The sequence below is a fragment of the Burkholderia sp. MSMB1459WGS genome (genome assembly GCF_001534535.1).
Classification (GTDB): Bacteria; Pseudomonadota; Gammaproteobacteria; order Burkholderiales; family Burkholderiaceae; genus Burkholderia.
In genome coordinates, this window is record NZ_LPMU01000044.1 from 87096 (window position 1) to 109342 (window position 22247).

General features: G+C 65.6%; 22 protein-coding genes. 7 read left to right on the plus strand and 15 right to left on the minus strand.

Features of this window, described 5'->3' with window-relative positions:
• Nucleotides 1–22: 22 nt before the first annotated feature.
• A complete protein-coding gene (locus WT97_RS17100; protein ID WP_060353895.1) occupies nucleotides 23–1273 on the plus strand; it encodes an IS256 family transposase in 1251 nt (416 codons plus the stop codon).
• A gap of 145 nt (nucleotides 1274–1418) precedes the next feature.
• Here the strand turns inward: WT97_RS17100 and WT97_RS17105 are convergent, their stop codons facing one another.
• From WT97_RS17105 to WT97_RS17115, 3 genes are all read right to left on the minus strand, one after another.
• Entirely contained in the window at nucleotides 1419–2660 is a 1242-nt protein-coding gene (locus WT97_RS17105; protein ID WP_060353896.1) for an amidohydrolase family protein, read from the minus strand.
• 12 nt (nucleotides 2661–2672) lie between these two features.
• Entirely contained in the window at nucleotides 2673–3989 is a 1317-nt protein-coding gene (locus WT97_RS17110; protein ID WP_060353897.1) for an MFS transporter, read from the minus strand.
• A gap of 130 nt (nucleotides 3990–4119) precedes the next feature.
• A complete protein-coding gene (locus tag WT97_RS17115; RefSeq protein WP_060036733.1) occupies nucleotides 4120–5031 on the minus strand; it encodes a LysR substrate-binding domain-containing protein in 912 nt (303 codons plus the stop codon).
• Between the two features lie 197 nt (nucleotides 5032–5228).
• Between WT97_RS17115 and WT97_RS17120 the strand changes: the two genes are divergently transcribed.
• Entirely contained in the window at nucleotides 5229–5639 is a 411-nt protein-coding gene (locus tag WT97_RS17120) for a TIGR02594 family protein (protein ID WP_059501399.1), read from the plus strand.
• A gap of 320 nt (nucleotides 5640–5959) precedes the next feature.
• Here WT97_RS17120 and WT97_RS17125 read toward each other — a convergent pair whose 3' ends face one another.
• The 7 genes from WT97_RS17125 to WT97_RS17155 all read right to left on the minus strand — a co-directional run bounded on the left by WT97_RS17125 (nucleotide 5960) and on the right by WT97_RS17155 (nucleotide 12711).
• On the minus strand, nucleotides 5960–6331 hold the full coding sequence (locus WT97_RS17125) for a DUF1493 family protein (RefSeq protein WP_060353898.1): 372 nt from the start codon (nucleotides 6329–6331) through the stop codon (nucleotides 5960–5962).
• Between the two features lie 3 nt (nucleotides 6332–6334).
• Nucleotides 6335–6766, minus strand: a complete 432-nt coding sequence (locus tag WT97_RS17130; protein WP_060353899.1) for an STM2901 family protein — start codon at nucleotides 6764–6766, stop codon at nucleotides 6335–6337.
• 280 nt (nucleotides 6767–7046) lie between these two features.
• The gene (locus tag WT97_RS17135) at nucleotides 7047–8489 is read right to left on the minus strand and encodes an efflux transporter outer membrane subunit (protein WP_060353900.1); all 1443 of its coding nucleotides are present in this window, start codon (nucleotides 8487–8489) and stop codon (nucleotides 7047–7049) included.
• 15 nt (nucleotides 8490–8504) lie between these two features.
• Entirely contained in the window at nucleotides 8505–10079 is a 1575-nt protein-coding gene (locus tag WT97_RS17140; protein WP_060353901.1) for a DHA2 family efflux MFS transporter permease subunit, read from the minus strand.
• A 13-nt stretch (nucleotides 10080–10092) separates the two neighbouring features.
• Nucleotides 10093–11187: an HlyD family secretion protein gene (locus WT97_RS17145; RefSeq protein WP_059793776.1), complete on the minus strand. Its 1095-nt coding sequence runs from the start codon at nucleotides 11185–11187 to the stop codon at nucleotides 10093–10095.
• Nucleotides 11188–11251: 64 nt separating this feature from the next.
• The gene (locus WT97_RS17150) at nucleotides 11252–11683 is read right to left on the minus strand and encodes a MarR family winged helix-turn-helix transcriptional regulator (protein WP_059501342.1); all 432 of its coding nucleotides are present in this window, start codon (nucleotides 11681–11683) and stop codon (nucleotides 11252–11254) included.
• A gap of 107 nt (nucleotides 11684–11790) precedes the next feature.
• Nucleotides 11791–12711 (minus strand): LysR family transcriptional regulator, encoded by a 921-nt coding sequence (locus tag WT97_RS17155; RefSeq protein WP_034205335.1) that lies wholly within the window; start codon nucleotides 12709–12711, stop codon nucleotides 11791–11793.
• A gap of 92 nt (nucleotides 12712–12803) precedes the next feature.
• Here WT97_RS17155 and WT97_RS17160 point away from each other — a divergent pair, with 92 nt between their 5' ends.
• The 3 genes from WT97_RS17160 (at nucleotide 12804) to WT97_RS17170 (ending at nucleotide 15119) form a co-directional block, all read left to right on the plus strand.
• On the plus strand, nucleotides 12804–13232 hold the full coding sequence (locus tag WT97_RS17160) for a MarR family winged helix-turn-helix transcriptional regulator (protein WP_060353902.1): 429 nt from the start codon (nucleotides 12804–12806) through the stop codon (nucleotides 13230–13232).
• A gap of 197 nt (nucleotides 13233–13429) precedes the next feature.
• Nucleotides 13430–14677, plus strand: coding sequence for an aconitase X (locus WT97_RS17165; protein WP_060353903.1), 1248 nt, complete (start codon nucleotides 13430–13432; stop codon nucleotides 14675–14677).
• Nucleotides 14670–15119 (plus strand): aconitase X swivel domain-containing protein, encoded by a 450-nt coding sequence (locus WT97_RS17170; RefSeq protein ID WP_060353904.1) that lies wholly within the window; start codon nucleotides 14670–14672, stop codon nucleotides 15117–15119. The genes WT97_RS17165 and WT97_RS17170 overlap by 8 nt, the downstream gene beginning before the upstream one ends.
• A 22-nt stretch (nucleotides 15120–15141) precedes the next feature.
• On the opposite strand, the gene WT97_RS17175 is transcribed toward WT97_RS17170, so the two are convergent.
• Nucleotides 15142–16221, minus strand: coding sequence for an AraC family transcriptional regulator (locus tag WT97_RS17175; RefSeq protein WP_060353905.1), 1080 nt, complete (start codon nucleotides 16219–16221; stop codon nucleotides 15142–15144).
• A gap of 75 nt (nucleotides 16222–16296) precedes the next feature.
• On the opposite strand from WT97_RS17175, the gene WT97_RS17180 reads away from it, so the two are divergent.
• A complete protein-coding gene (locus tag WT97_RS17180; RefSeq protein WP_060353906.1) occupies nucleotides 16297–18330 on the plus strand; it encodes an NADPH-dependent 2,4-dienoyl-CoA reductase in 2034 nt (677 codons plus the stop codon).
• 192 nt (nucleotides 18331–18522) lie between these two features.
• Here the strand turns inward: WT97_RS17180 and WT97_RS17185 are convergent, their stop codons facing one another.
• Together WT97_RS17185 and WT97_RS17190 are read right to left on the minus strand one after the other, a co-directional pair.
• A complete protein-coding gene (locus WT97_RS17185) occupies nucleotides 18523–18927 on the minus strand; it encodes a DUF2471 family protein (RefSeq protein ID WP_034205328.1) in 405 nt (134 codons plus the stop codon).
• Nucleotides 18928–19091: 164 nt separating this feature from the next.
• On the minus strand, nucleotides 19092–19985 hold the full coding sequence (locus WT97_RS17190) for a LysR family transcriptional regulator (RefSeq protein ID WP_059501329.1): 894 nt from the start codon (nucleotides 19983–19985) through the stop codon (nucleotides 19092–19094).
• 86 nt (nucleotides 19986–20071) lie between these two features.
• Here WT97_RS17190 and WT97_RS17195 point away from each other — a divergent pair, with 86 nt between their 5' ends.
• Nucleotides 20072–20851, plus strand: a complete 780-nt coding sequence (locus WT97_RS17195; protein ID WP_059501327.1) for an NAD(P)H-dependent oxidoreductase — start codon at nucleotides 20072–20074, stop codon at nucleotides 20849–20851.
• Between the two features lie 140 nt (nucleotides 20852–20991).
• Here WT97_RS17195 and catC read toward each other — a convergent pair whose 3' ends face one another.
• Entirely contained in the window at nucleotides 20992–21282 is a 291-nt protein-coding gene (catC, locus tag WT97_RS17200; RefSeq protein ID WP_059825339.1) for a muconolactone Delta-isomerase, read from the minus strand.
• A 43-nt stretch (nucleotides 21283–21325) separates the two neighbouring features.
• Entirely contained in the window at nucleotides 21326–22228 is a 903-nt protein-coding gene (catA, locus tag WT97_RS17205; protein ID WP_060036705.1) for a catechol 1,2-dioxygenase, read from the minus strand.
• Between the last annotated feature and the right edge of the window lie 19 nt (nucleotides 22229–22247).

The window sequence follows — 22247 nt, forward strand, 5'->3', positions numbered from 1 at the left end:
AACATGCTCCCAAGGAGAGTTTATGCCTCGCAAACCGAAAGCCCAGCCGGTGGCACTGCCGGCGATTCCGGCCGAGCTGCTCGAACAGTTCGGCAGCGGCCCGATGACGGCCGAAGCCATCAACGCCGCGACGCTAGCGCTCAAGAAGGCGCTGATCGAACGGGCACTGGGCGGCGAGATGAATCATCATCTCGGCTACCCTCCCGGTGCTGCCAAGCCGGCCAACGCCACGAATCAGCGCAACGGCAAAGGGGCCAAGACGGTTCTGACCGAAGACGGTCCGATCCGTATCGAGGTGCCGCGCGACCGCGATGGCAGCTTCGAACCCATCCTGATTCCCAAGCACGAACGGCGCTTCACGGGCTTCGACGACAAGATCGTCGCCATGTATGCCCGAGGCATGACCGTACGCGAGATCCAGGGCTTCTTGCTGGAACAGTACGGCACCGAGGTCTCGCCCGACTTCATCAGCTCGGTCACCGACGAGGTCATGGCCGAAGTGACGGCCTGGCAGGCCCGGCCGCTTGAGCCGATGTATCCGGTCGTGTTTTTCGACGCACTGCGGGTCAAGATTCGGGAAGACGCCGTCGTGCGCAACAAGGCGGTGTACCTGGCGCTGGGCGTGCTGCCCGACGGCACGCGGGAGATCCTGGGCCTGTGGATCGAGAATACCGAGGGTGCCAAATTCTGGATGAAGGTATTCAACGATCTGAAGACGCGCGGCGTTCACGACATCCTGATTGCCGTCACGGACGGGCTCAAGGGCATGCCCGAAGCGCTGGCCACCGTATTCCCCGCCACCACGCTGCAGACCTGCATCGTCCACCTCATCCGCAACAGCCTCGATTACGCCAGTTGGAAAGACCGCCGGGGACTGGCCGCGGCGATCAAACCGATCTACGCCGCGCCCAGCGCGGAAGCCGCTCAGGCCGAACTCGATGCGTTTGCGGATGGGCCGTGGGGCCAGAAATTCCCGACTGTCAGTAGCGCGTGGCGCAACGCCTGGGATCGCGTGATCCCGTTCTTTGCGTTTCCTCCGGGTGTGCGCAAGATCATCTACACGACGAACGCGATTGAAAATATCAACTCGCAGCTGCGCAAGATCATCAAGACCCGTGGTCACTTCCCGAGCGACGAGGCCGCGACCAAACTCATCTGGCTGGCCTTGCGCAACATCACCGCGAATTGGGGAAGTGCCGCGCATGACTGGAAGACGGCCATGAACCAGTTCGCTATCCTTTACGCAGATCGATTCGTTCGGCCTTCCGTGTAATTACTCAACCTGCCTTGAACACGGAAATCCTGACACCCCCGCTAGAACTGAAGATTTTGCTGGATTTAGTATTGGAAACGGCGCGGAACACGTGCCGTTCCGTCTGCACCGCGCCTGCCGAAATAGCCGAACGAACGGCCTCACATCACCGCGCGCCAGCCCGCTGCCTCACAACCGTTCCCCGCTGCAACACATACTCGACCCGCGCGCCTTCATCAGCCACGACCCCGATATCCTCGAGCGGATTCCCATCCAGCACGACGAGGTCGGCGATCGCGCCTACCGCAACCACCCCAAGCTCCCCCGTCATATTGACGATCTCCGCCGCCACCGTCGTCGCCGACCTGAGCGCTTCCAGATTCCCAAGCACCTCCGCCCGAATCCGAAACTCACCGGACTGAAACGCATGCATCTCGCCGAGCAGGTCCGACCCGAACCCCATCTTCACGCCGGCCTTCGCATAGATCTCGAGCGACTCGCGTCCTTTCTGCTGCACGGAAGCCACTTTCGCGATGGAGTCCGCCGGCATCCCAAACTCAGCCCCATGTTTAGCCAGCGCGTCATAAGTCACGAGCGTCGGCACCACGAACGCCCCCCGCTCATGCATGAGCATCGCAGCCGCTTCATCCACGAGATTCCCGTGCTCGATCGTCCGCACGCCGCATCTTACGGCCCGCGCAATCGCCCGCCCCGTATACGCATGGGCCATCACATAAGTATTCGCGGCCTCGGCCTCGTCGACGATCGCCCGAATCTCGTCCTCCGAATACTGCGTATTCGCAATCGGATCGGTCGGCGAAGCAACGCCACCAGAAGCCATGATCTTGATCTGCGTTGCGCCTTTTTGAATTTCTTCACGCACCGCGAGTCGCACACCTTCAACGCCGTCAACTACCCGAGCAATCGCCCCCGTCCGAAAGCAGCACGAACAAGGCTCCAGCAAATCCCCCCGAGGCCGAAAATCCCCATGTCCGCCGGTCTGCGACAACGCTTTCCCCGACGGAAAAATCCGCGGCCCCGGAATCAGCCCCGTCTCGACCGCCTGCATCAGGCTCCAATCTGCGCCCCCGGCGTCCCGCACGCTGGTGAACCCACGCGACAACATCGCATCGAGAATCGGCAGCGACCGAATCGCCGCGAGAATATTCGGCTGCGTCGCATTCGCGCCCAGGTTCGCATTCGACGCCAGCACATGCACGTGGCAATCGATGAACCCCGGCATCACGGTCTTGCCGCGCGCATCGATCACCTGCGCATTCGGCAAATCCACCGGCCGATCGGTGACTTCGACGATCCGTTCGCCTTCGATCACGACATGATGATGTTCGAGCAACACGCCTCGTTCGAGGTCGAGCACGTTGCCGCCTTGAAGCACGGTAATGGTCATGGAGAAAAATCCTTATCGAGTCGTTTCGGCCGCACGCTTTGCATCCCTCACGAAGCGCGTGCCGACGAAGCTGACGGCCGCCGCGAGCATCACGTAGAACGCGGGCGCCATGTTGCTGCCGGTGCGGGCGATGAGCCACGTGATCAGGAACGGCGCGAACCCGCCGAAGATCGTCACCGCGAAGTTGTACGCAACGGATAACCCGGTCGACAGCACCTTGGTCGGAAACAGCTCCGCGAACGCCGCGAGGATCGGCCCCGTATAGGCCGCGATCAGCACGCCGAACACGGCCTGGAACACGATCAACGACGCGAACCCGGGCGCATGGTTGATCCACGAGAACATCGGCCACGCCAGCACGAGGATCGCGAGCGCCGAGCCGGACAGGAACACGCGCCGTCCCCACGCGTCGGCGAGTCGCCCGACGATCGGCGAGCAGCACATGATCATCAGCCCGCCGACCATGCCAGCCACGAAGCCGGTCGATTGCGGCAGATGCAGCGTGCGCACGGAATAGGTCGGCATGTAGAACAGCAGCACGTAGGTGCAGACGGTCCACAGGATGACCATCGAGAAACTCGCGAACGTCTCGCGCGGATACGTGTGCAGTACTTCCTTCAGCGGCGAGCTTTCCTTCGCCTGCGATTCGACGGCGCTGAACGCGGGTGTCTCGTCGATATGGCTGCGAATGAAGTAACCGACCGGCCCGACGATGATCCCGAGCAGGAACGGCAGCCGCCAGCCCCAGCTATGCAGCGCCTGCGTGTCGAGCGAGGTCGTGACGAACGTGCCGGTCGCCGCACCGAGCAGCACCGCGAAGCCGATGCTCGACTGGATCCAGCTCGAGTAATACGCGCGCTTCTCCGGCGGCGCGTATTCGGTGAGGAACGCGGTGGCGCCGCCCATCTCGCCGCCGGCCGAGAAGCCTTGGAGCAGCCGCGCGACGACGATCAACAGCGGCGCGGCGATGCCGGCCTGTTCGTAGGTGGGCGCGATCCCGATCAGGGCGGTGCCGGCCGCCATCAGCAGGATCGTCAGCGACAGCGCGGCCTTGCGGCCTGCCTTGTCGGCATAGACGCCGAGCACGATGCCGCCCACCGGCCGCATGAAGAAGCCCACGCCGAAGGTCGCGACGGTGAGCAGCACGGACGTCAGTTCGTTGCCGGTCGGGAAGAACAGCTTCGCGATGATCACCGCGAAGAAGCTGTAGACGGTGAAGTCGAACCATTCGAGACCGTTGCCGATCACGGTCGCGACGATGGCGCGGCGGCGCTGTTGCACCGCCGCATCGACGGCAGGCGCGGCGCGCGGAGAAAGCGTTCCTTGCATGGTCTCTTCCTTGGTCAGAAGACGGGACGGCTGCCCCGCACGAATCCCATGCTAAGGAACGCCGGATTTTTTTCTGAAACGAAAGATTCGCATGCAGGCATGCGCTGCACGCATGCGTCGCGCCCGGTATTCAGGACGCGATCTGCTGCTCCGCCTGTTCGAACAGCCAGCGGGTGAACAGGCGGGCGGCCTGGTTCTGCGCGCGGTCGTTCGGCGAGATCACGTAATAGCCGCCGCCGTGGCTCGCGGACGCGTCCGTCACGCGCACGAGCAGACCGGCTTCGATGCATGCGTCGATCATGTAGCGCCAGCCAAGCGACACGCCTTGACCGAGAATCGTCATTTGCACGATCTGCGGATAGGAATTGATCGTGATGTCCTGCGGCTGCGCCTTCTGCCGGTCGACGTCGTTCAAGTCGAACCATTCGGACCACGACATCCATTGGCGCTGGCCGTCTTCGAGGCGCAGCAGCGTTTCGTTCGCGAGATCGGCCGCGTCGAGCGTGCGGCCGGCCAGATAGCCGGGCGCGCAGACGGGGAACACTTCTTCGTCGAACAGCCGGCGTGCGGTGTATTCGGCCGGCGCCTGCTGACGCACGTAGTAGACGCCCACGTCGAATTCCGCGGGCGACATCGAGGCAAGGCCGTCGCGCACGATCAGGCGCAGCTTGATGTTGGGATACGTGGCGCGAAAGTGCGGCAGCCGCGGTGTGAGCCAGAGCAGCGCGACGCCGGACGAGCATGCGATCGTCAGTTCGAGATCGCCGTACGGTTTCATCACGTCGTGCGTGGCTTGCGCGCATTGCGTGAGCAGATGGTGGACTTGCGCCGCGTATTGCTCGCCGGCGATCGTCAGCCGCAGCGAACGGTGTTCGCGAACGAACAGCGAGCGGCCGAGGAATTCCTCGAGCTGCTGGATCTGGCGGCTGATCGCGCTTTGCGTCAGGTGCAGTTCGGCGGCGGCTTTCGTGAAACTCGCGTGCCGCACGGCGGCTTCGAACGCGATGAGGCACTGAAGGGGCGGCAGAGGCGTGATGCGCATGGCGGTTGGCGGAGTCGATGGCGCTGCCGACATGATACGGGCGCGCTCGCCGAAAATCGCACCCTGCAAAGGGCGCTGTGGATTCGCCCCATTCGTGCGAAGATTGCGCGAAACGACACCGACACGTGCCCGAGAACGACGTGACCCTATCGAACCCTGAGAGCAAAGTGAAAGCCGCCGACGCCCACCCGCCCTGGATGCCCGTCGCGCTGGCCGAACTCGGCATTCGCCGCCATCCGCCGGGCAGCATCAACCCGCGCATCGTCGAGTACAACAACCAGACGAACCTGGTCGGCTACGACGACAAGATTTCCTGGTGCTCGTCGTTCGTGAACTGGTGCATGGTGCACGCCGGATTCCGCGGTACAGGCTCGGCGTTGGCGCGCTCGTGGCTCGAATGGGGCAAACCGCTGGAGCGCCCGGTCTACGGCTGCATCGCGATCCTGACGCGCGATGATCCGGCGAGCTGGAAAGGGCACGTTGGTTTCTACCTGCGCCACGATGCGGAACATGTGCATCTGTTCGGCGGCAATCAATTGGAAGAGGTTCGCGAGCTTGCGTACCCGTTGCATGAAGTAATCGGGTACCGTTGGCCGGCCACTGAATGATCGCGCAGCGACGGCGCAAACAAAACACCGAACAACACCTTTCCCGCCGCTGCTAATCTGTCGAGCGTGCCGCATTGGCCCACCCGGAGCCTGTCGGCGCGCTAACCCGCAGTCGCCGATTTCCGTACCCCCAAGGAACCCGCAGCGCAGACCGGCAATCTTCGTCTCTACGCTGATGCGCAATACAGGCTCCTGTTGAAGCCGGGTGCGACGAATGTACAGGCTCAGGCGAGATAAATGGGTAGTGTGAAAATCTCACGTGGTGTAGTGATATTTCCGCCAATGGAAGGCCGGTCAGGACAGCTGACCGGCCTGGCCAATTACGATCCCTCTCTTACAGTGGCCTCGATCGCATCCGTGTCCCACTTCCCGCGTCGCGTCGCCTCGGCCAGCATGCCAAGCGTCAGCGGGTAGCGCTTTGGCGGTCGGAGCCGCTTCACGAATAGCCCAATGAGTGACGACAGCAGTTCCTGACCTTCAGGGCCGAAGTATCGCCGGTACGGGAACCCCTTGGCGTCCACGTTGAATGTCTCGGCCCACTTGTCGATAAATTCGATCCCGTCGAGGCCGGTGACGCCGAGATCCTCCTCAAGCCGTGATTGCGGCTGAAGGTTCAGCTTGCCGCCGAACAGCGGCCGGCCAAGCTCCTTACGGGCGAAGGCTTCGAAACGTTCCCAGGTGTCGTCTTTCATGGCTCAGAGCACTCGATCTTCGGGTTTCACGAGTCGGTTGTAGGTCGTCACGGTGTTGCGCATGATCAGAAAGGCATCGCGAGCCAGAAACACCTCGCCTACGACCGGAATCGTCCGGCCGACCCATGCGCCGAGGCGGTGAGTGAAGGCGATTCGAACACCGGACAATCCAACGCCCATGATCATCGGCAGGCGAAACGGTAGCGTCTGCGGGAACAGCTTGCGGGCAGCAAGTGAGGCGACGGAGGTGCCTGGCGTAGCCCCTGAGAATTTGCCGGGGACAGGGACGTCAGCCTGACCAAGCAGCATTGCCGACGCGGCTGCCAGATCGTCCAAACCCAGTTGCTTGCGCGTCTCATCGAACGCCACCAAGGCAAAGACGTCGACGGGTCGTAGATTCTGCCAAGTGCCATAGGTGTAGCGGTTTTCACTCATTTAATTTTTCCTGATCGAGCAAGGGCGCTGCTCTCTCAGCGTATGCCCCTCGCGAAGGCGATACTTTACCGTATCGCCTGGAACAGCCCGGCAGGTATGTTCGTTGCGATCTGATTCTGGCACATGCTCATCACGCGTATCGTCGCCGTTATCGTGGGGCTGGATATTGCGGTGACCGTGGCTTACTCGATTGCGTTGACGACGGTCCAATGTCTCGGATCGTGCGACTGAATAGTGGGCGCCGGCAAGTATTGAAGTCGGCGCCGCATCGCGACTCCTCCTAGTTTTTCGCCACAGCCTGAGTTTCCACCTCCGTCCCACCCGCCCCCTCATTCCTGCTCCACCCACCCCCAAGCGACCGATACAACGCAACTGCTGCGAGCGCATGCTCGCGCTTGACCTGATTGAGCGAATCCGAATCCCTTAGATAAACCTCCTGCGCCGACAGCACGTCCAGAAAATCCGTGGCACCGCCCTTGTAAAGTTGATTCGCCAACCCAAGCGCTTTGTCGGAAGCCGCCAATGCGCTACCCAGCCTCCGCGTCGCCTCATCGGAACTGACGAGATTCGCGCGCGCATCCTCGACTTCCCGCAACGCTTGCAGCATCGTCTGCCGTAACCCGAGTTCGGACTCACGCATCCGGCTTTCGCTCTGCGAGATATCGGCGGTAATCCGTCCCGCGTTGAAGATCGGGCTCGTCGCACTCAGCGCCGCGCTGAAGAGGTTATCGGTCAACGTCGGCAACCCGAGATACGAAGCCGCCAGAATGCCGTCCGTCAGGTTCAACGAAAACTTCGGATAGCGTTCGGCCTTCGCCACGCCCACTTGTGCCGCACGCCGCTCGACTTGAGCGTAGGCAGTCAGCACATCGGGCCGCCGCAACAACGCTTGCGACGGCAACGTCCCCGGCACACCGACCGGTGGCGCCGGAATCTCCCCGGCCTGCGCCAGCACGAGCCGATCGACCGATTCCGGCGTCCGTCCCGAATACACGGCGATCAGATTGAGTTGATGCGATATCTGCGCCTGCGTCGGCGGAATCCTGGCTTCGAGCGCATCGAGCTGGTTCTGCGCACGGGTCACGTCGAGTTCCGTCGACAGTCCGAACGCCTGTCGCTTGCGCGTGAGTTCGAGCGCATGCTGCCGAATCCTCGCGTTGTCCTGCAGGATTTTCAATTCCTGCTGCGCCCAGCGCAGATCGACATACGCGGATGCCGCATCGGCCGCGAGCGCGAGCCGCATCGCATCTTCTGCATGCTTCTGCCCGACCAACTCCGCTCGAGCGGCCAGCAAATCGAGCCGTTCGCCGCCGAACACATCGGGCGACCAGCTCAGCGCGAGCCCCGCACCCGCCTGCCGCACATAGCCGAGCGGCGGCGGCGTGTTCTGTCGCGCGTCGGCCGCATGGGCGGTCGCGTCGAGTTCGGGCAGCAGCGCCGCGCGCTTCTGCACGGTCAGCGCCTGCGCCTGCTTCACGCGTTCGGCGGCGGCTTGCAGATCGAGATTGCCGTCGAGCACGGTGGCGATCAACCGGTCGAGCACGGGGTCGTGGAATTGCGCCCACCAGGCGGCGGCGTCGATGTCCGCGCGCGGCACGTCGGTATCCCATGCGGTGGGCGCGAGCGTCCGAACCGATTCGTTCAACGCCGGATGTTGCGCGGGCTGCACCGCACACCCGGCGGCGAATGCGCTGATGGCCAGCGCGACGAGTAGCTTCTTCATGATGATCCTTTGGCCTCAGTGCGCGTCCGGCGGCGGCGCATTCAACGTAATGGGTCTGGAAAACACGACGGCAAGCAGCGCGACGACGAAGCACAGCGACAGTGCGTAGTACGCATCCGCATAGGTGAGCGTCAGCGCTTCGCGATAGATCAGCCGATGCAGGTTCGCGAGGCCGGCCTGCGCGGTATTCAACGTATTGCCGGCCACCGATCCCCAGTACGCGGCCTGGCGATCGAGCAGCGATGCGACCTGCGGTTCGCCGGCGCTCACGTGCTCGTTCAGCCGCAGGTAATGAAAATTCAGCCGGTCGTTGAGCATCGTCGCGCTCACCGCGATGCCGATCGCACCGCCGAGGTTACGCATCAGGTTGAACAACCCGCTCGCCGATTTCAGCCGCGACTGCGGCAGCGAGCCGAGCGCCATCGTCACGATCGGCGGCACGCTGAACTGCTGGCCGATGCCGCGCAGCGCCTGCGGCAGCAGCAATTCCCGCCAGCCCCAGTCGTGCGTGATCGGCGTGTACAGGTAGCAGCCGAGGCCGAAGCAGATCAAGCCGAACACGAGCAGCGCACGCATGCTGAAGTAGCGCGCGGCGAACGCATACGCGCACAGCGCGATCAACTGGAACGCGCCGACCGACAGCAGCGCGATGCCGATCTGCAGCGAGCTGAACGCACGCACCTGCGCGAGGAACAGCGGCGTCAGGAACACGGTCACGAAGATCCCGATGCCGGTCACGAACGACAGCAGGCTGCCGATCCCGAAGTTGCGCACGGCGAGCGCGCGCAGATCGACGATCGGATCCTCGGCGGTCAGCGCGTGCACGATGAACAGGAAGCCGCAGATGCCGGAGATCCACGCGCAGATGACGATCGCGTCGTCGCCGAACCAGTTCTTGCGCGGGCCTTCCTCGAGCACGTATTCGAGGCAGCCGAGGAAGCCGGACATCAGCGCGATGCCGAGATAGTCGCCGCGCTTGATCAGGGTGAGGTCGGGCTCGTCGATATGCACGTAGCGCGGTACGAGCGCGGCCACCGCGATGCCCGGCACGAGGTTCAGGTAGAACAGCCAGTGCCACGACCATTGGTCGGTGATCCAGCCGCCGATCACCGGGCCGATCGCCGGCGCGAGCGATGCGAGCGCGCCGATGGTCGTCGACGCGATCAGTCGCTGCTTGCCGGGGAACAGCACGAACGCGGTGGTGAACACGGTCGGGATCATCGCGGCGCCGAGCGCGCCCTGCATCCCGCGGAACAGGATCATCGAGTCGATGTCCCACGCGAGCCCGCACAGCATGCTGGTGATCGTGAAACCGACGGCCGATGCGACGAACAGCCAGCGCGTCGACATCACCTTCGACAGCCAGCCCGACATCGGGATCACGATGATCTCGGCGATCAGGTACGCGGTCTGCACCCACGACAATTCGTCCTGGCTCGCGGACAGCCCGCCGCCGATGTCGCGCAGCGACGACGCGACGATCTGGATGTCGAGGGTCGCCATGAAGAAGCCGACGCACATCAGCGCGAACGCGAACACGCGCTGCTTCGTCGGTTGCGACGCGGGGTCGCCGGAAAACGCGGTGGTCATCGTCGGCTCCCGCTTAGTGCTTGTGGTCGGTATGCACGGTCACGACCGCGGACAAGCCGGGGCGCAGCACTTGCTCGATGCCGGGCTGCGGATCGAGATGCACGCGGACGGGCACGCGCTGGACGATCTTCGTGAAGTTGCCGGTCGCGTTCTCGGGCGGCAGTACGCTGAAGGTCGCGCCGGTCGCGGGCGCCAGGCTGTCGACGCGGCCGTGCAGGCGCGTGCTCGACGCATCGAGCGCGACGTCGACGCGATCGCCCGCGCGCATCTTGCGCAACTGGTCTTCCTTGAAGTTCGCGTCGATCCATAGGCCGGACGCGGGCACGACGGTCAACAGCGGCACGCCGACGTTCGCGAGCATCCCGACGCGGCCCGTGCGGTTGCCGACGTAGCCGTCGACCGGCGAGCGGATCGTCGTGTATTCGACGTTGAGCGCCGCGACGCGCTGCGCGGCGAGCGCGGTGTTCACGCGGGCGCGCGCATCGGCGAGTTGCGCGCCGAGCACGTCGAGCTGCCGCTTCGAGGCGAGCAGCGCGGCGTCGCTGCGCTCGACGGCCGCGCCGGCCTTCGAGTAATCGGCATCCGCGCGTTCGACGATCTGGTTCGATACGGCGTCCGACTTCACGAGTTCGCGATAGCGCACGCGGTCCGACGCGGCGCGCGTCAGTTCGGCCGACGACGCGTTCTTGTCCGCCGCGTGCTGGCCGATCACCGCGTATTGCAGTTGCTGCTTCGCCTCGAGTTCGGTCACGGCGGCGCGCGCGCTGTCGACTTCGGCGCCGGCCTGCGCGAGCTTCGCGTCGTAGTCGCGTGCATCGAGTTGCACGAGCACGTCGCCGGCCTTCACGCGCTGGTTGTCGGTCACGAGGATCTTGTCGACGAAGCCGTTGACCTTCGGCGCGAGCACCGTCACGTCGCCGCCGACATACGCGTCGTCGGTGCTTTCCTGAAAGCGCAGCACGAACAGCCAGTCGAGCACGGCGGCCGCGACCACGACGACGACGGCGCCCACCGCGATGCGCATCCACGGCACGCGTCGTTGCTGCTTCGCGGGCCGCTCGGTTGTGGCTGCTTCGCGCGACGAGGCAGCGGCTTGGGTCGTATCCATCGATTCACCTATGTATATGCACTGTTCAAAACGGCCGACGGCACGGCGTCGATCGGGGAAGGGGTCAGCGTTCCGGCAGGTTGTGCGTGATCCGGAACAATTCGTCTCTCAGGCGGGCCGCCTGCGTCGGCCCGAAGCACCGCTCGAACGCTTCCTGTGCGGCGAGCCAGTGCACGTGCGCATCGGCCACCTTCGTTTCGCCGTCCGCGGTCAGCGCGAACGTCTGGCCACGGCAGGGCGGCTCGATGCGCCCCGTTACCAGCGCCGCGCCGACGAGCGGCTTGAGCGCGCGCAGCAGCGCGGTGCGTTCGATCACCAGCACGTTCGACAACGTCGCCATCGTCAGGCCGGGCCGGTCGCGCAGCAGCGCGAGGATGCTGTACTGCGACGGCGTGACGCCCGCCCGCGACAGGTAACGCTCGTAGAACTGCGAGATCCGCCGGGCGGCTTGCCGGACTGCGAAGCAATCGTCGTCGGTGAGCGTGGTCTTGTGCATGTGCACATGTTAGGTGGCAGGGCGGCGCGAAGCGAGCGGCGCGGCGGGATCAGATTGGTGTCGTGGCTGTACCAATCGGCGCCGGCAACGCGCGTTCGCGCGCCGGGTCAAGCCGCCGCGGGCACGCTCCAGCCTTCGCGGTCGCAATACGCGGCCGTGTAGTCGATGAACGCCTTCACCTTCGCGGGCAGCAGCGCGCGATTCGCGTAGGCGAGCTTGATGTCGACGAACGCATCGACGAGATCGGCGCCTTCCAGCAACTGTACGAGCGCGCCCGACGCAAGTTCGGCTTCGACGAGCGTTTTCGGGACGATGCCGATGCCGAAGTCGTGCATCACCATTTCGCGGTTGAACACGGGGCTGTTCGACGAGATGTCGAAACGGAACGGCACGGTGAGCGTGTCGCCGTCGACGCGGAACGACAGCGCGGGGCGGCGCAGCGACGGCGAGATCGGCACGAACGGATGAAGGGCGAGGTCGGCCGGCGTCTCGGGGCGCGCATGCGCGTGCAGATACGCAGGCGTCGCGACGATCACGACCGGAATGCGCTCGATCAGCCGCACGACGGTCGATTCGCTCGTCAGCATGTACGGCACGACGATGCCGATGTCGTAGCCTTCGCCGACCAGATCGACCGGGCGCTCGGTCAGCGTGACGTCGAGGCGCACGTTCGGATGCGCGGTCTTGAAGCCGGCGATCAGCGGCACGAGGCGGTTCAGCGCGGCCGTCGTATGCGCGACGAGGCGCAGCAGCCCCTCGGGCTCGCGCGTGTGCGTCTGCGCTTGCGCTTCGAGGGCATCGAGCTCGTCGAGTACGGCCGCGCAACGCTCGTAGATCCGCTCGGCCGTTTCGGTCAGCGACACCTGGCGCGTGGTCCGGTGCAGCAGCCGGCTGCCGAAGCGCGCCTCCAGATCCGCGACCGCGCGCGACACGACCGGCCGCGCAAGGCCGTGCATGTCCGCGGCGCGCGTGAAGCTGCGCATTTCCACCACCGACCGGAAGATCCGCAGCTTGTCGATGTAGTCCATGTCCGTCTCCTTGACGCGATGGCCGGCCGCCGGCCAGTGTTACGACGGAGTGTACATTGACTTTATGCATATGCACATATAGATTGCGAAACATGAACGACACCTCGATTGCTCAGACCTGCAACTGCCTCGCGCTGCGCCAGGCGGCGCGCTTCGTCACGCAACTGTACGAGCGCCATCTGGCCCCGGTCGGCGTCACGCCCGCGCAGTTCTCGATCATGGCGAATCTCACGCACCGGCCCGGCCTGGTGATGAGCGAACTCGCCGATACGCTCGTGATGGACCGCACGACCTTGCTGCGTGCGCTGAAGCCGTTGCAACGCGACGGCTTCGTCGCGACGGCTGTGTCCGAGCACGATGCGCGTGCCCATGCGCTCCATCTCACGAAGCTCGGCGAGCGCACGTTCGCACGAGCGAAAATCGCGTGGCAGGCCGCTCAGGACGAATTCGACGCGCAGTTCGGCCGCGATCGCGCGAAGGCGTTGCGCAACGAGTTGTTCAGCCTGACGGCGGAACGCTAGGCGCGGCTGGCGGCTCGCTGTGGCGATCGACTGGTGCGAAAACCGAGCCATTGGTACGGCCGGATGCGTTTGGTTGTGAAGATTGGTTTTAATGGTGTCCGGTTTTCGAGTGATCTGGACAGTTTTTGTTTCCAGTTGTAGAGTCCTCTGACCGATTTCAGGGCCGGCGCCGCCGGCACGAGTCAGAGGAGCAATCGATGCTGCAGTTGAGTGACCGCGACGACGCGATGTTGCGCGGGGATTTCGGCGACGGCGTCGCCCGCGCGATGCGAATCGTGGCGCGTACGGCGCACGTGATGTCCGCGCCGCACCTGATCGACATTACGTCCGCCCACATCGACGGCTGTCTGTATCACGGCCAGGCGAGCCTCGACTTCGTCGACTATTTCGTCGAGACGGGCGCGAAGGTCGCGGTGCCGACCACGCTGAACGTCGGGTCGCTCGATCTGATCCATCCCGAGCTGTACCACGGCGACCGCACGATCCAGCGCGATGCGCAGCGCCTGATGGACGCGCATGTGCTGCTCGGCTGCGAATCGAGTTTCACGTGTGCGCCGTATCAACTGAAGAATCGCCCTGCGATGGGCGAGCAGATCGCGTGGGCAGAATCGAATGCGATCGTGTTCGCGAACTCGGTGCTCGGCGCGCGCACGAGCCGTTACGGCGATTTTCTCGACCTGGCCGCCGCGATCACCGGGCGTGCGCCGTATGCGGGGCTGCATGTCGACGCGAATCGCGCCGCGCGGATCGTGTTCAATGCGCCGGACTTCAGCCGCCTGCCGTCGCGCGACATCTATTTCGCCGCGCTCGGTTTGGCGGTCGGCAAGTTCGCGGGCGCCGTCGTGCCGGCGATCGTCGGGCTGCCGGCGGACACCACCGAGGACGAGCTCAAGGCGCTCGGCGCGGCCGCCGCGTCGAGCGGTGCCGTCGCGCTGTTCCATGCGGTCGGCGTGACGCCCGAGGCGCCGACGCTCGATGCCGCGTTGCACGGGCAGGCGGCGCAACGCACGATCGACATCACGATGGCCGATCTCGACGAGATTCGCCGCACGCTGAATCACGGCGCGGCCGGCGACGCGCTCGTCGCGGTCGCGCTCGGTACGCCGCATTTTTCGCTGGCCGAATTCCGCACGCTCGACACGTTGCTCGACGCGTTCGACGGCCAGCCGGCCTGCGATTTCTACGTGAACACGAGCCGCTTCATTTTGTGGGAGCTGGAGCAAGCCGGTCTCGCGGAGAAATTTGCCGCGCGCGGCGTCCAGATCGTTGTCGATACCTGCACGTACATCACGCCGGTGATGAAGCGGTTGTCGGGGCTGGTGATGACCAACTCGGGGAAATGGGCGTCGTATGCGCCCGCGAACATCGGCGTGACGGTCGCGTACGGCAGCATGCGCGAATGCGTGCGGTCCGCATACGAAGGCAAGGTGCGATTCGATGACTGAAGCGACGGGACAATTCTTGACGGGCGACACGCTCGTGCCGGGCAGCGCGTGTGCGCGCCCGTTCGTTCTCGACAAGCCGCTGAGCTTCTGGGGCGGCTACGACTCGGGCGCGGGCCGGATCGTCGATCGCGGGCATCCGCAGGCCGGCGCGAGCGTGGCGGGCAAGGTGATGGTGATGCCGCACGCGAAGGGCTCGAGCTCAAGCAGCAGCGTGCTCGCGGAAGCCGTGCGCAACGGCACGGGGCCGGTTGCGATCGTGCTGAAGGAGCGCGACCTGATCATCTCGATCGGCGCGATCGTGGCCGCCGAGCTGTATGCGATCGCGGTGCCGGTGGTGTGCGTGAGCGACGATGTGTACGACGCGATCGCCGCCGCTACGGGCGACGTGCGGATCGACGCGGGCGAGGGGGACGGCGGCGCGCGGATTCATATCGGCCGCTGACGCGCTGCGCGCGTGTTTCGCATCAGTCGCGTGCCACCCCCGCCGCCTCCCGATACGCGCTCGGCGTCTGCCCGGCCCAACGCCGGAACGCGCGCGTGAAATTCGCCGGGTCGGTGAATTGCAGCCGTTCGGCGATCGTCTTCAGGTCGAGATCCGACGCGGCGAGCAACTGCTTGGCGTCGCGAAACCGTGCTTCGTCGAGCAATTGCCGATAGCTCGATCCGGCTTCCTCGAGCCGGCGCCGCAGCGTGCGCGTCGACACGAGCAGCGCGTCGGCGAGCGTGTCCGGCCCCGGATAATCGCCGGCCGCGCGCGCCAGTTCCGCCCGCACGCGCCCGACCAGATCGCCTTCGTCCTGCCGCACCTGCGCATACTCTCGCTCGACCTGCACGAGCGCCTGCCGGTGCGCGACTTCGTCGGCGAGCGGCAGCGGCCAGTCGAGCGCGTCGCGTGCGATCCACAGCGCATTGGCCGCGCAGCCGAATGCCACCGGCGGCAGCGTATCGCGATAGCGCGCGAAATATGCGGGCTCCGGCCACGCGAATTGCAGCCGGATCGGCGGTGACGCGCGCCCCGACCACTGCGAGATGTTCTGCGCGAGCCCCGTGAGCACGAATTCGAACATCACGTGGTGCTGCAGCACGGGGTTCGCCTGCACGCCGTGCAGTTCGAGCGTCGCGCCGCGTTCGTCTTCCGCATAGGTCAGCCGGTATTGGCGATTGCGCATCCGGAAGTAGCGCTGCGTGACCGACAGCGCTTCGCGGATGTCCCGCGCGGTCAGCGTCGCGTAGCCGAGAAAGCCGTGCACGGTCGGCTTCAGCAGCAGCCCGAATGCGAGCCCGATACCGGGATCGCCGCCGATTTCGATCGCGTTGAGTACGAGCCGCCCCCATTGCGACGGCGCGACGCGTGCGTCCGGTTCGGCCAGCACCGCGTCGCGCAGGCCCGTGCCCGCACGCACGGCGGCCAGGTCGACGCCGCGTGCGGCCAGCGCCTGCAGCAGCAGGCGCGTATAGGCGACCGGAATCGTCGGCCGGCGCAGCCCGAGGCGATCCTTGCGAGACGGGGAAGTCATGTCGATTTGGCCGGAAATGACAAGCATTATGGCTGTTTGGCCCCTCACGTTCAAGACGGCGCGCGCCTACGATGGCAGGCATCGCTTATTGGCCCGATCATCATGACGACTCCCTTTCCCCACCTGCTCGCACCGCTCGATCTCGGCTTCACGACGCTGAAGAATCGCGTGCTGATGGGCTCGATGCATACGGGCCTCGAGGATAGCCGCAAGACGCTGCCGCGCCTCGCCGAATATTTCGCCGAGCGTGCGCGCGGCGGAGTCGGCCTGATCGTAACGGGCGGCTTCGCGCCGAACGTGGCCGGCTGGACCAAGCCGTTCGGCGGCATGCTGACGACGTCGGCCGCCGCGCGCCGGCATCGCGAGATCACAGGCGCCGTGCATGCGGAGGACGGCAAGATCGCGCTGCAGATCCTGCATACGGGTCGCTACGGTTATCACCCGTTCGCGGTCGCACCGTCGAAGATCAAATCGCCGATCTCGCCGTTCGCGCCGCACGAGCTGAGCGCGCGCGGCGTCGAGCGGCAGATCCGCGCGTTCGTGCGCTGCGCGACGCTGGCACGCGAAGCCGGTTACGACGGCGTCGAGATCATGGGCTCCGAGGGCTACCTGATCAACCAGTTCATCTCGATGCACACGAACAAGCGCACCGACCAGTGGGGCGGTTCGTACGAGAACCGCATGCGCTTGCCGATCGAGATCGTCGAGCGCACGCGTGAAGCGGTCGGCCGCGATTTCATCCTGATCTACCGGCTGTCGATGCTCGACCTGATTCCGGACGGCAGCGACTGGAGCGAAACCGTGCAGCTCGCGAAGGCGGTCGAGCGCGCGGGTGCGACCATCATCAACACGGGGATCGGCTGGCACGAGGCGCGCGTGCCGACGATCGCGACGTCGGTGCCGCGCGGCGCGTTCGCGTGGGTGACGAAGAAGATGAAGGGCGAGGTCGGCATTCCGCTCGTGACGACCAACCGGATCAACCGGCCCGAAGTGGCCGAGCAGATTCTCGCGGACGGCTGCGCGGACATGGTGTCGATGGCGCGCCCGCTGCTTGCGGATGCCGAGTTCGTCGTCAAGGCCGCGCAGGGCCGTGCCGACGAGATCAATACCTGCATCGGCTGCAATCAGGCATGCCTCGATCACGCGTTCAAGAACCAGATCGCATCGTGCCTGCTGAACCCGCGCGCGTGCCACGAGACCGAACTGAAATACACGCCCGCGCCGCAGCCGAAGCGGATCGCGGTGGTCGGCGCGGGGCCGGCCGGGCTCGCCTGCTCGACGGTGCTCGCGCAGCGCGGCCATCGGGTCGACCTGTTCGACGGCGCGGCCGAGATCGGCGGCCAGTTCAACATGGCGAAGCGGATTCCGGGCAAGGAAGAGTTTCATGAAGCGCTGCGCTACTTCGGCCGGCAGGTCGAACTGACCGGCGTGAAGCTGCACCTGAACCGCCGTGTCGACGCGAGCGACCTGGTCGCGGGCGGCTACGACGAGATCGTGCTGGCGACCGGCGTCGCGCCGCGCGACCCGAAGATTCCGGGGCAGGACGGGCCGAACGTGCTCAGCTATATCGACGTGCTCGCGGGCAGGCAGCCGGTGGGCCGGCGGGTCGCGGTGGTGGGCGCGGGCGGGATCGGTTTCGATGTCGCCGAATATCTGGTGCAGGACGGCGAGTCGCCGACGCTCGATCTCGACGAATGGAAAGCGGAGTGGGGCGTGACCGACCCGGCCGCGACGCGCGGCGGCGTGACGCGGGCACAGGCGTCGGCGCCGGCGCGTGAAGTGACGCTGCTGCAGCGCAAGGCCGCCCCGCTCGGCAAGGGGCTCGGCAAGACGACCGGCTGGATTCACCGTGCGACGCTGAAGATGAAGCAGGTGAAGATGATCGGCGGCGTGAACTACGAGCTGATCGATGCGCGCGGGCTGCATGTGTCGTACGGCGAGCAGCGCACCGATCACGAACTGATCGAAGCCGACACGATCGTGCTCTGCACGGGGCAGGAGCCGCAACGTGCGTTGCTCGCGCCGTTGCAGGCCGCCGGGCGCTCGGTGCACCTGATCGGCGGCGCGGAACTGGCGGCCGAACTCGACGCGAAGCGCGCGATCGATCAGGGCGCGCGGCTAGCGGCGCGGCTGTAACGGGTTGCCACTGCGACGGCCGCTCCGGCGTACGTCGCATGGCGACGATCAGCCTGCGCGACGGTTCGCGGCTTGCCGCCCGATGCGCCGATTCGCCGGTGCGGAACTGCGGCGAGCCGCAGTGCCGACCGCACGGCCGCGCAAGGCGGCGACGCGAGCTCGGCCGACGGTGGCCGCGATCGCCGGCGCGGCTCAGGCCGCTTCGGCCCGCTCTTCCTCTTCCGCTTCGAGCATCGCCTTGACGATCAGATAGACGGCCGGCAGATCGTCGTCGTCGCGGCGCCAGTCGACCGGCTCCTCGACGTCCGCGGCGACCAGCCGGCTGTCGCGCAGCCGGATGAACGCGTCGACGACGGCCGGATCGTTGCGGTTCAGGAAACCGGGATTCGAGAACGCCAGCTCTTCGACGTTCAGCAGCGCCTGCCAGCTCATCGTGCGCACGGCCGCCGGGTGGGTGCGGCGGCGCAGGCCGAGCGCCCGCTGCGCGGGGCCGCCGACGACACGCTGCAGATCGACGACCGCTCGCTGCGCGGCGCGCTCGAAGTGGACGGGATTGAAGCCGGGTTGCTCGGGATCGAATGCGGAAGCCTGGAACATGGTCGCCTCACAAAAGTCCGTTCGTCTGTGGATGACGGAATTCGGGTCAAATGGTGCAAAAGCACTGTAAATATATACAGTGTTCGATGCGGTTTCAAGTCCCGAATGCAGGATCCCGTGCGTCGGCGATCGACGCGGCGAATCGCGTCGATCGGGCGAACGATCTACACCGCCGCCGCGATCGTTTCCCGCAGCCATCGATGCGCCGGATCGCGATGCATGCGCTCGTGCCACAGCATCGACATTTCATAGCCGGGCACCTCGACCGGTGCGTCCACCACGCGCAGCGCGGGCACGCCGCGCACCAGCCGCTCGGGCAGCATCGCGACGAGGTCGGTGCTCGCGACGGCCGACATCACGAACAGGAAGTGCGGTACCGACAGCACGACGCGCCGTGCGGCGCCGACTTTCGCGAGCGCTTCATCGGTCACGCCGAAAAAGCCGCCGCCGTCGGGCGACACGATCACGTGCTCGAGCGTGCCGAACTGCGCGAGCGTGGGGCGCCGCTTCAGCTTCGGGTGGCCGGCACGGCCGATCAGCACGTAGCGCTCGACGAACAGCGGCAGGCGCCGCATGCCGGGCGGCGACCCTTCGGTCGTATGGAACGCGAGGTCGACACCGTTTCGTTCGGCATCCTGCTCGATGCGCGGCGGTACGAGCTCGATGACGGCCAGCCGCGTGCCGGGCGCGGTCGACCGCAGCGTGTGCAGCGCCGGCAGCACGATCGTCGATTCGCCGTAGTCGGTCGCGGCCACGCGCCACGTGTTCGTCGCGGTCGCGGGATCGAACGGCGCGGCCGGGAGCACCGTGCGCTCGACCGCTTCGAGCGCGTCGCGCAACGGCTCGCGCAGCGCTTCCGCGCGTGCGGTCGGCCGCATCCCGCGCGGCCCCGGCAGCAGCAGCGGATCGCCGAACACGTCGCGCAGTTTCTGCAGCTGCACGCTGACCGACGGCTGCGACATGTTCAGCCGCTCGGCCGCGCGCGTGACGTTGTGCTCGGCGAGCAGCACGTCCAGCGTGACGAGCAGGTTCAGGTCGAGCCTTCTGAGATTATTCATGGCTATAGCTGGAATATCCGAAATTCATTTCAAATATACCGTCTAAGGCGGCATCCTGCAGTCATTCAATCCACGGAGTGACGAGCATGAATGTGCTGATCGTGTATGCCCATCCCGAACCGCGGTCGCTGAACGGCGCGCTGCGCGACTTCGCCGTCGGCCATCTCGAAGCGGCCGGTCACGCGGTGCAGGTGAGCGACCTGTATGCGATGAACTGGAAGGCGGTACTCGATGCGAATGACGTGACCGATCGCACGCATGACGCGCGGTTCGATCCGTCGCTCGATTCGAAGCGCGCGTTCGCGGCAGGTACGCAAAGCGAAGACATCGCGCGGGAGCAGGACAAGCTGAAGTGGGCCGACGCGGTGATCCTGCAGTTTCCGCTGTGGTGGTTCTCGATGCCGGCGATCATGAAGGGCTGGTTCGAGCGCGTGTATGCGTACGGTTTTGCGTACGGCGTCGGCGAGCATTCCGATACGCACTGGGGCGATCGCTACGGCGAAGGCTCGCTGGCCGGCAAGCGGGCGATGATCGTCGTCACGACGGGCGGATGGGAGCCGCACTACAGCCCGCGCGGCATCAACGGGCCGATCGACGACTTGCTGTTCCCGATCCAGCACGGCGTGCTGTATTACCCGGGGTTCGACGTGCTGCCGCCGTTCGTGATCTATCGGACGGGCAAGATGAACGCCGCGCGCTTCGACGAAACGTGTACGGCGCTCGGCCAGCGTCTCGACGATCTGTGGACCACGCCGCCGATTCCGTTCCGCCGCCAGAACGCGGGCGACTACGAGATTCCGGCGCTGACGCTGAAAGAGGAGATCGCGCCGGGGACGGTGGGGTTCGCCGCGCATCTGGCCGCGTGACAGGAGCTGCGCACGTCGATGCGCGGCGATGCGGGTCACCGTCGCCGAATGCAAAACGCCCCGGGCGGCCTGCGTGACATCGCCGGCCGCCCGGGGCGTGCATCTCGCGGCCGTCGGTCACGGTCGCGATGCATCGTTGCTTACCGATCGTCTTCCCGCACAGACGAAGGATGCCGGCACAGCGCCCGCACCTCCATCTCCATATACGGAAACAGCGGCAACTGACTCAGCACGTCGTGCAGTTGCTGCACGCTGTCGACGTCGAAGATACTGACGTTCGCATACTGCCCGGCGATCCGCCACAGATGCCGCCACACGCCTTCGTTCATCAACCGCTGGCACATCGCCTTTTCTTCCGCCTTCAGCGTCGCCGCCTTGACCGGATCCATGTCCGCCGGCAGGCGAACGGTCATTTCCACATGAAACAGCATCCTGCACTCCTTGCGTTGTCGATTCGTCGAACGGGACGGGCGCTCACGCCTGCGCGCGGGGCCGATCGACTTCGCTCCCCGGCACGTCCTGCTTGTCCTTGAGCAGCGAGAAATCGAAGTCGATCAGCGCGAACTGCCCGTCGACGCCGTACGGCTTGCCTTCCGCGCCCTCCGCCTGCCTGACCGGCGGGATCAGCCCGTCGCGCGTCGCGAACGCGAAGTCGTCCCACAGATGCGGATCGCCATCGATGTTGATCTGCGTCGTCAGCTTACGATACCCGTCCGCGGAAACGAAGAAGTGAATGTGCGCCGGACGATGGCCGTGGCGGCCGAGCTGGTCGAGCAGTTGCTCGGTCTTGCTGCCCGGCGGCACGCTGTAGCCGACCGGCAGCACGCTGCGGAAGCTGTAACGGCCTTCGGCATCGGTGCGGATCGAGCGGCGCAGATTGAACGCGGGCTGCGACGGGTCGAAGTACGAGTAATTGCCCAGGTGGTTCGCATGCCACACCTCGACCAGCGCGTTCGCGAGCGGCGCGCCGTCCTGGCCGAGCACCCGGCCGCGCATGATCAGCGTCTGGCCCGGATCGGTGCCGTCGTCGAGCCGTGCATGGCCGACCGATTCCGGCGCGCCGGCGACATACAGCGGCCCTTCGATCGTGCGCGGCGTGCCGCCGTGGATGCCGGCCTTTTCCTCGGCTTCGTCCATCCGCACGTCGAGGAAGCGTTCGAGGCCGAGGCCCGCGGCGATCAGCCCGAATTCGCGGCCGGCTTCGTTCAGGAAGTTCAGGGCCGTCCAGAACTCGCTCGGCTGCACGTCGAAGTCCTCGATCGTGTAGCAGATGTCCTTCACGATCCGGTTGACGATCGCGCGCACGCGCGGGTTGCCGGGCTTCTCGGCGGCGTCGTCGAAGGTCTTCAGCAGTGCGTCGATGGCTTGCTTGTTCATCTGTGTCTCCGGTTTCGGT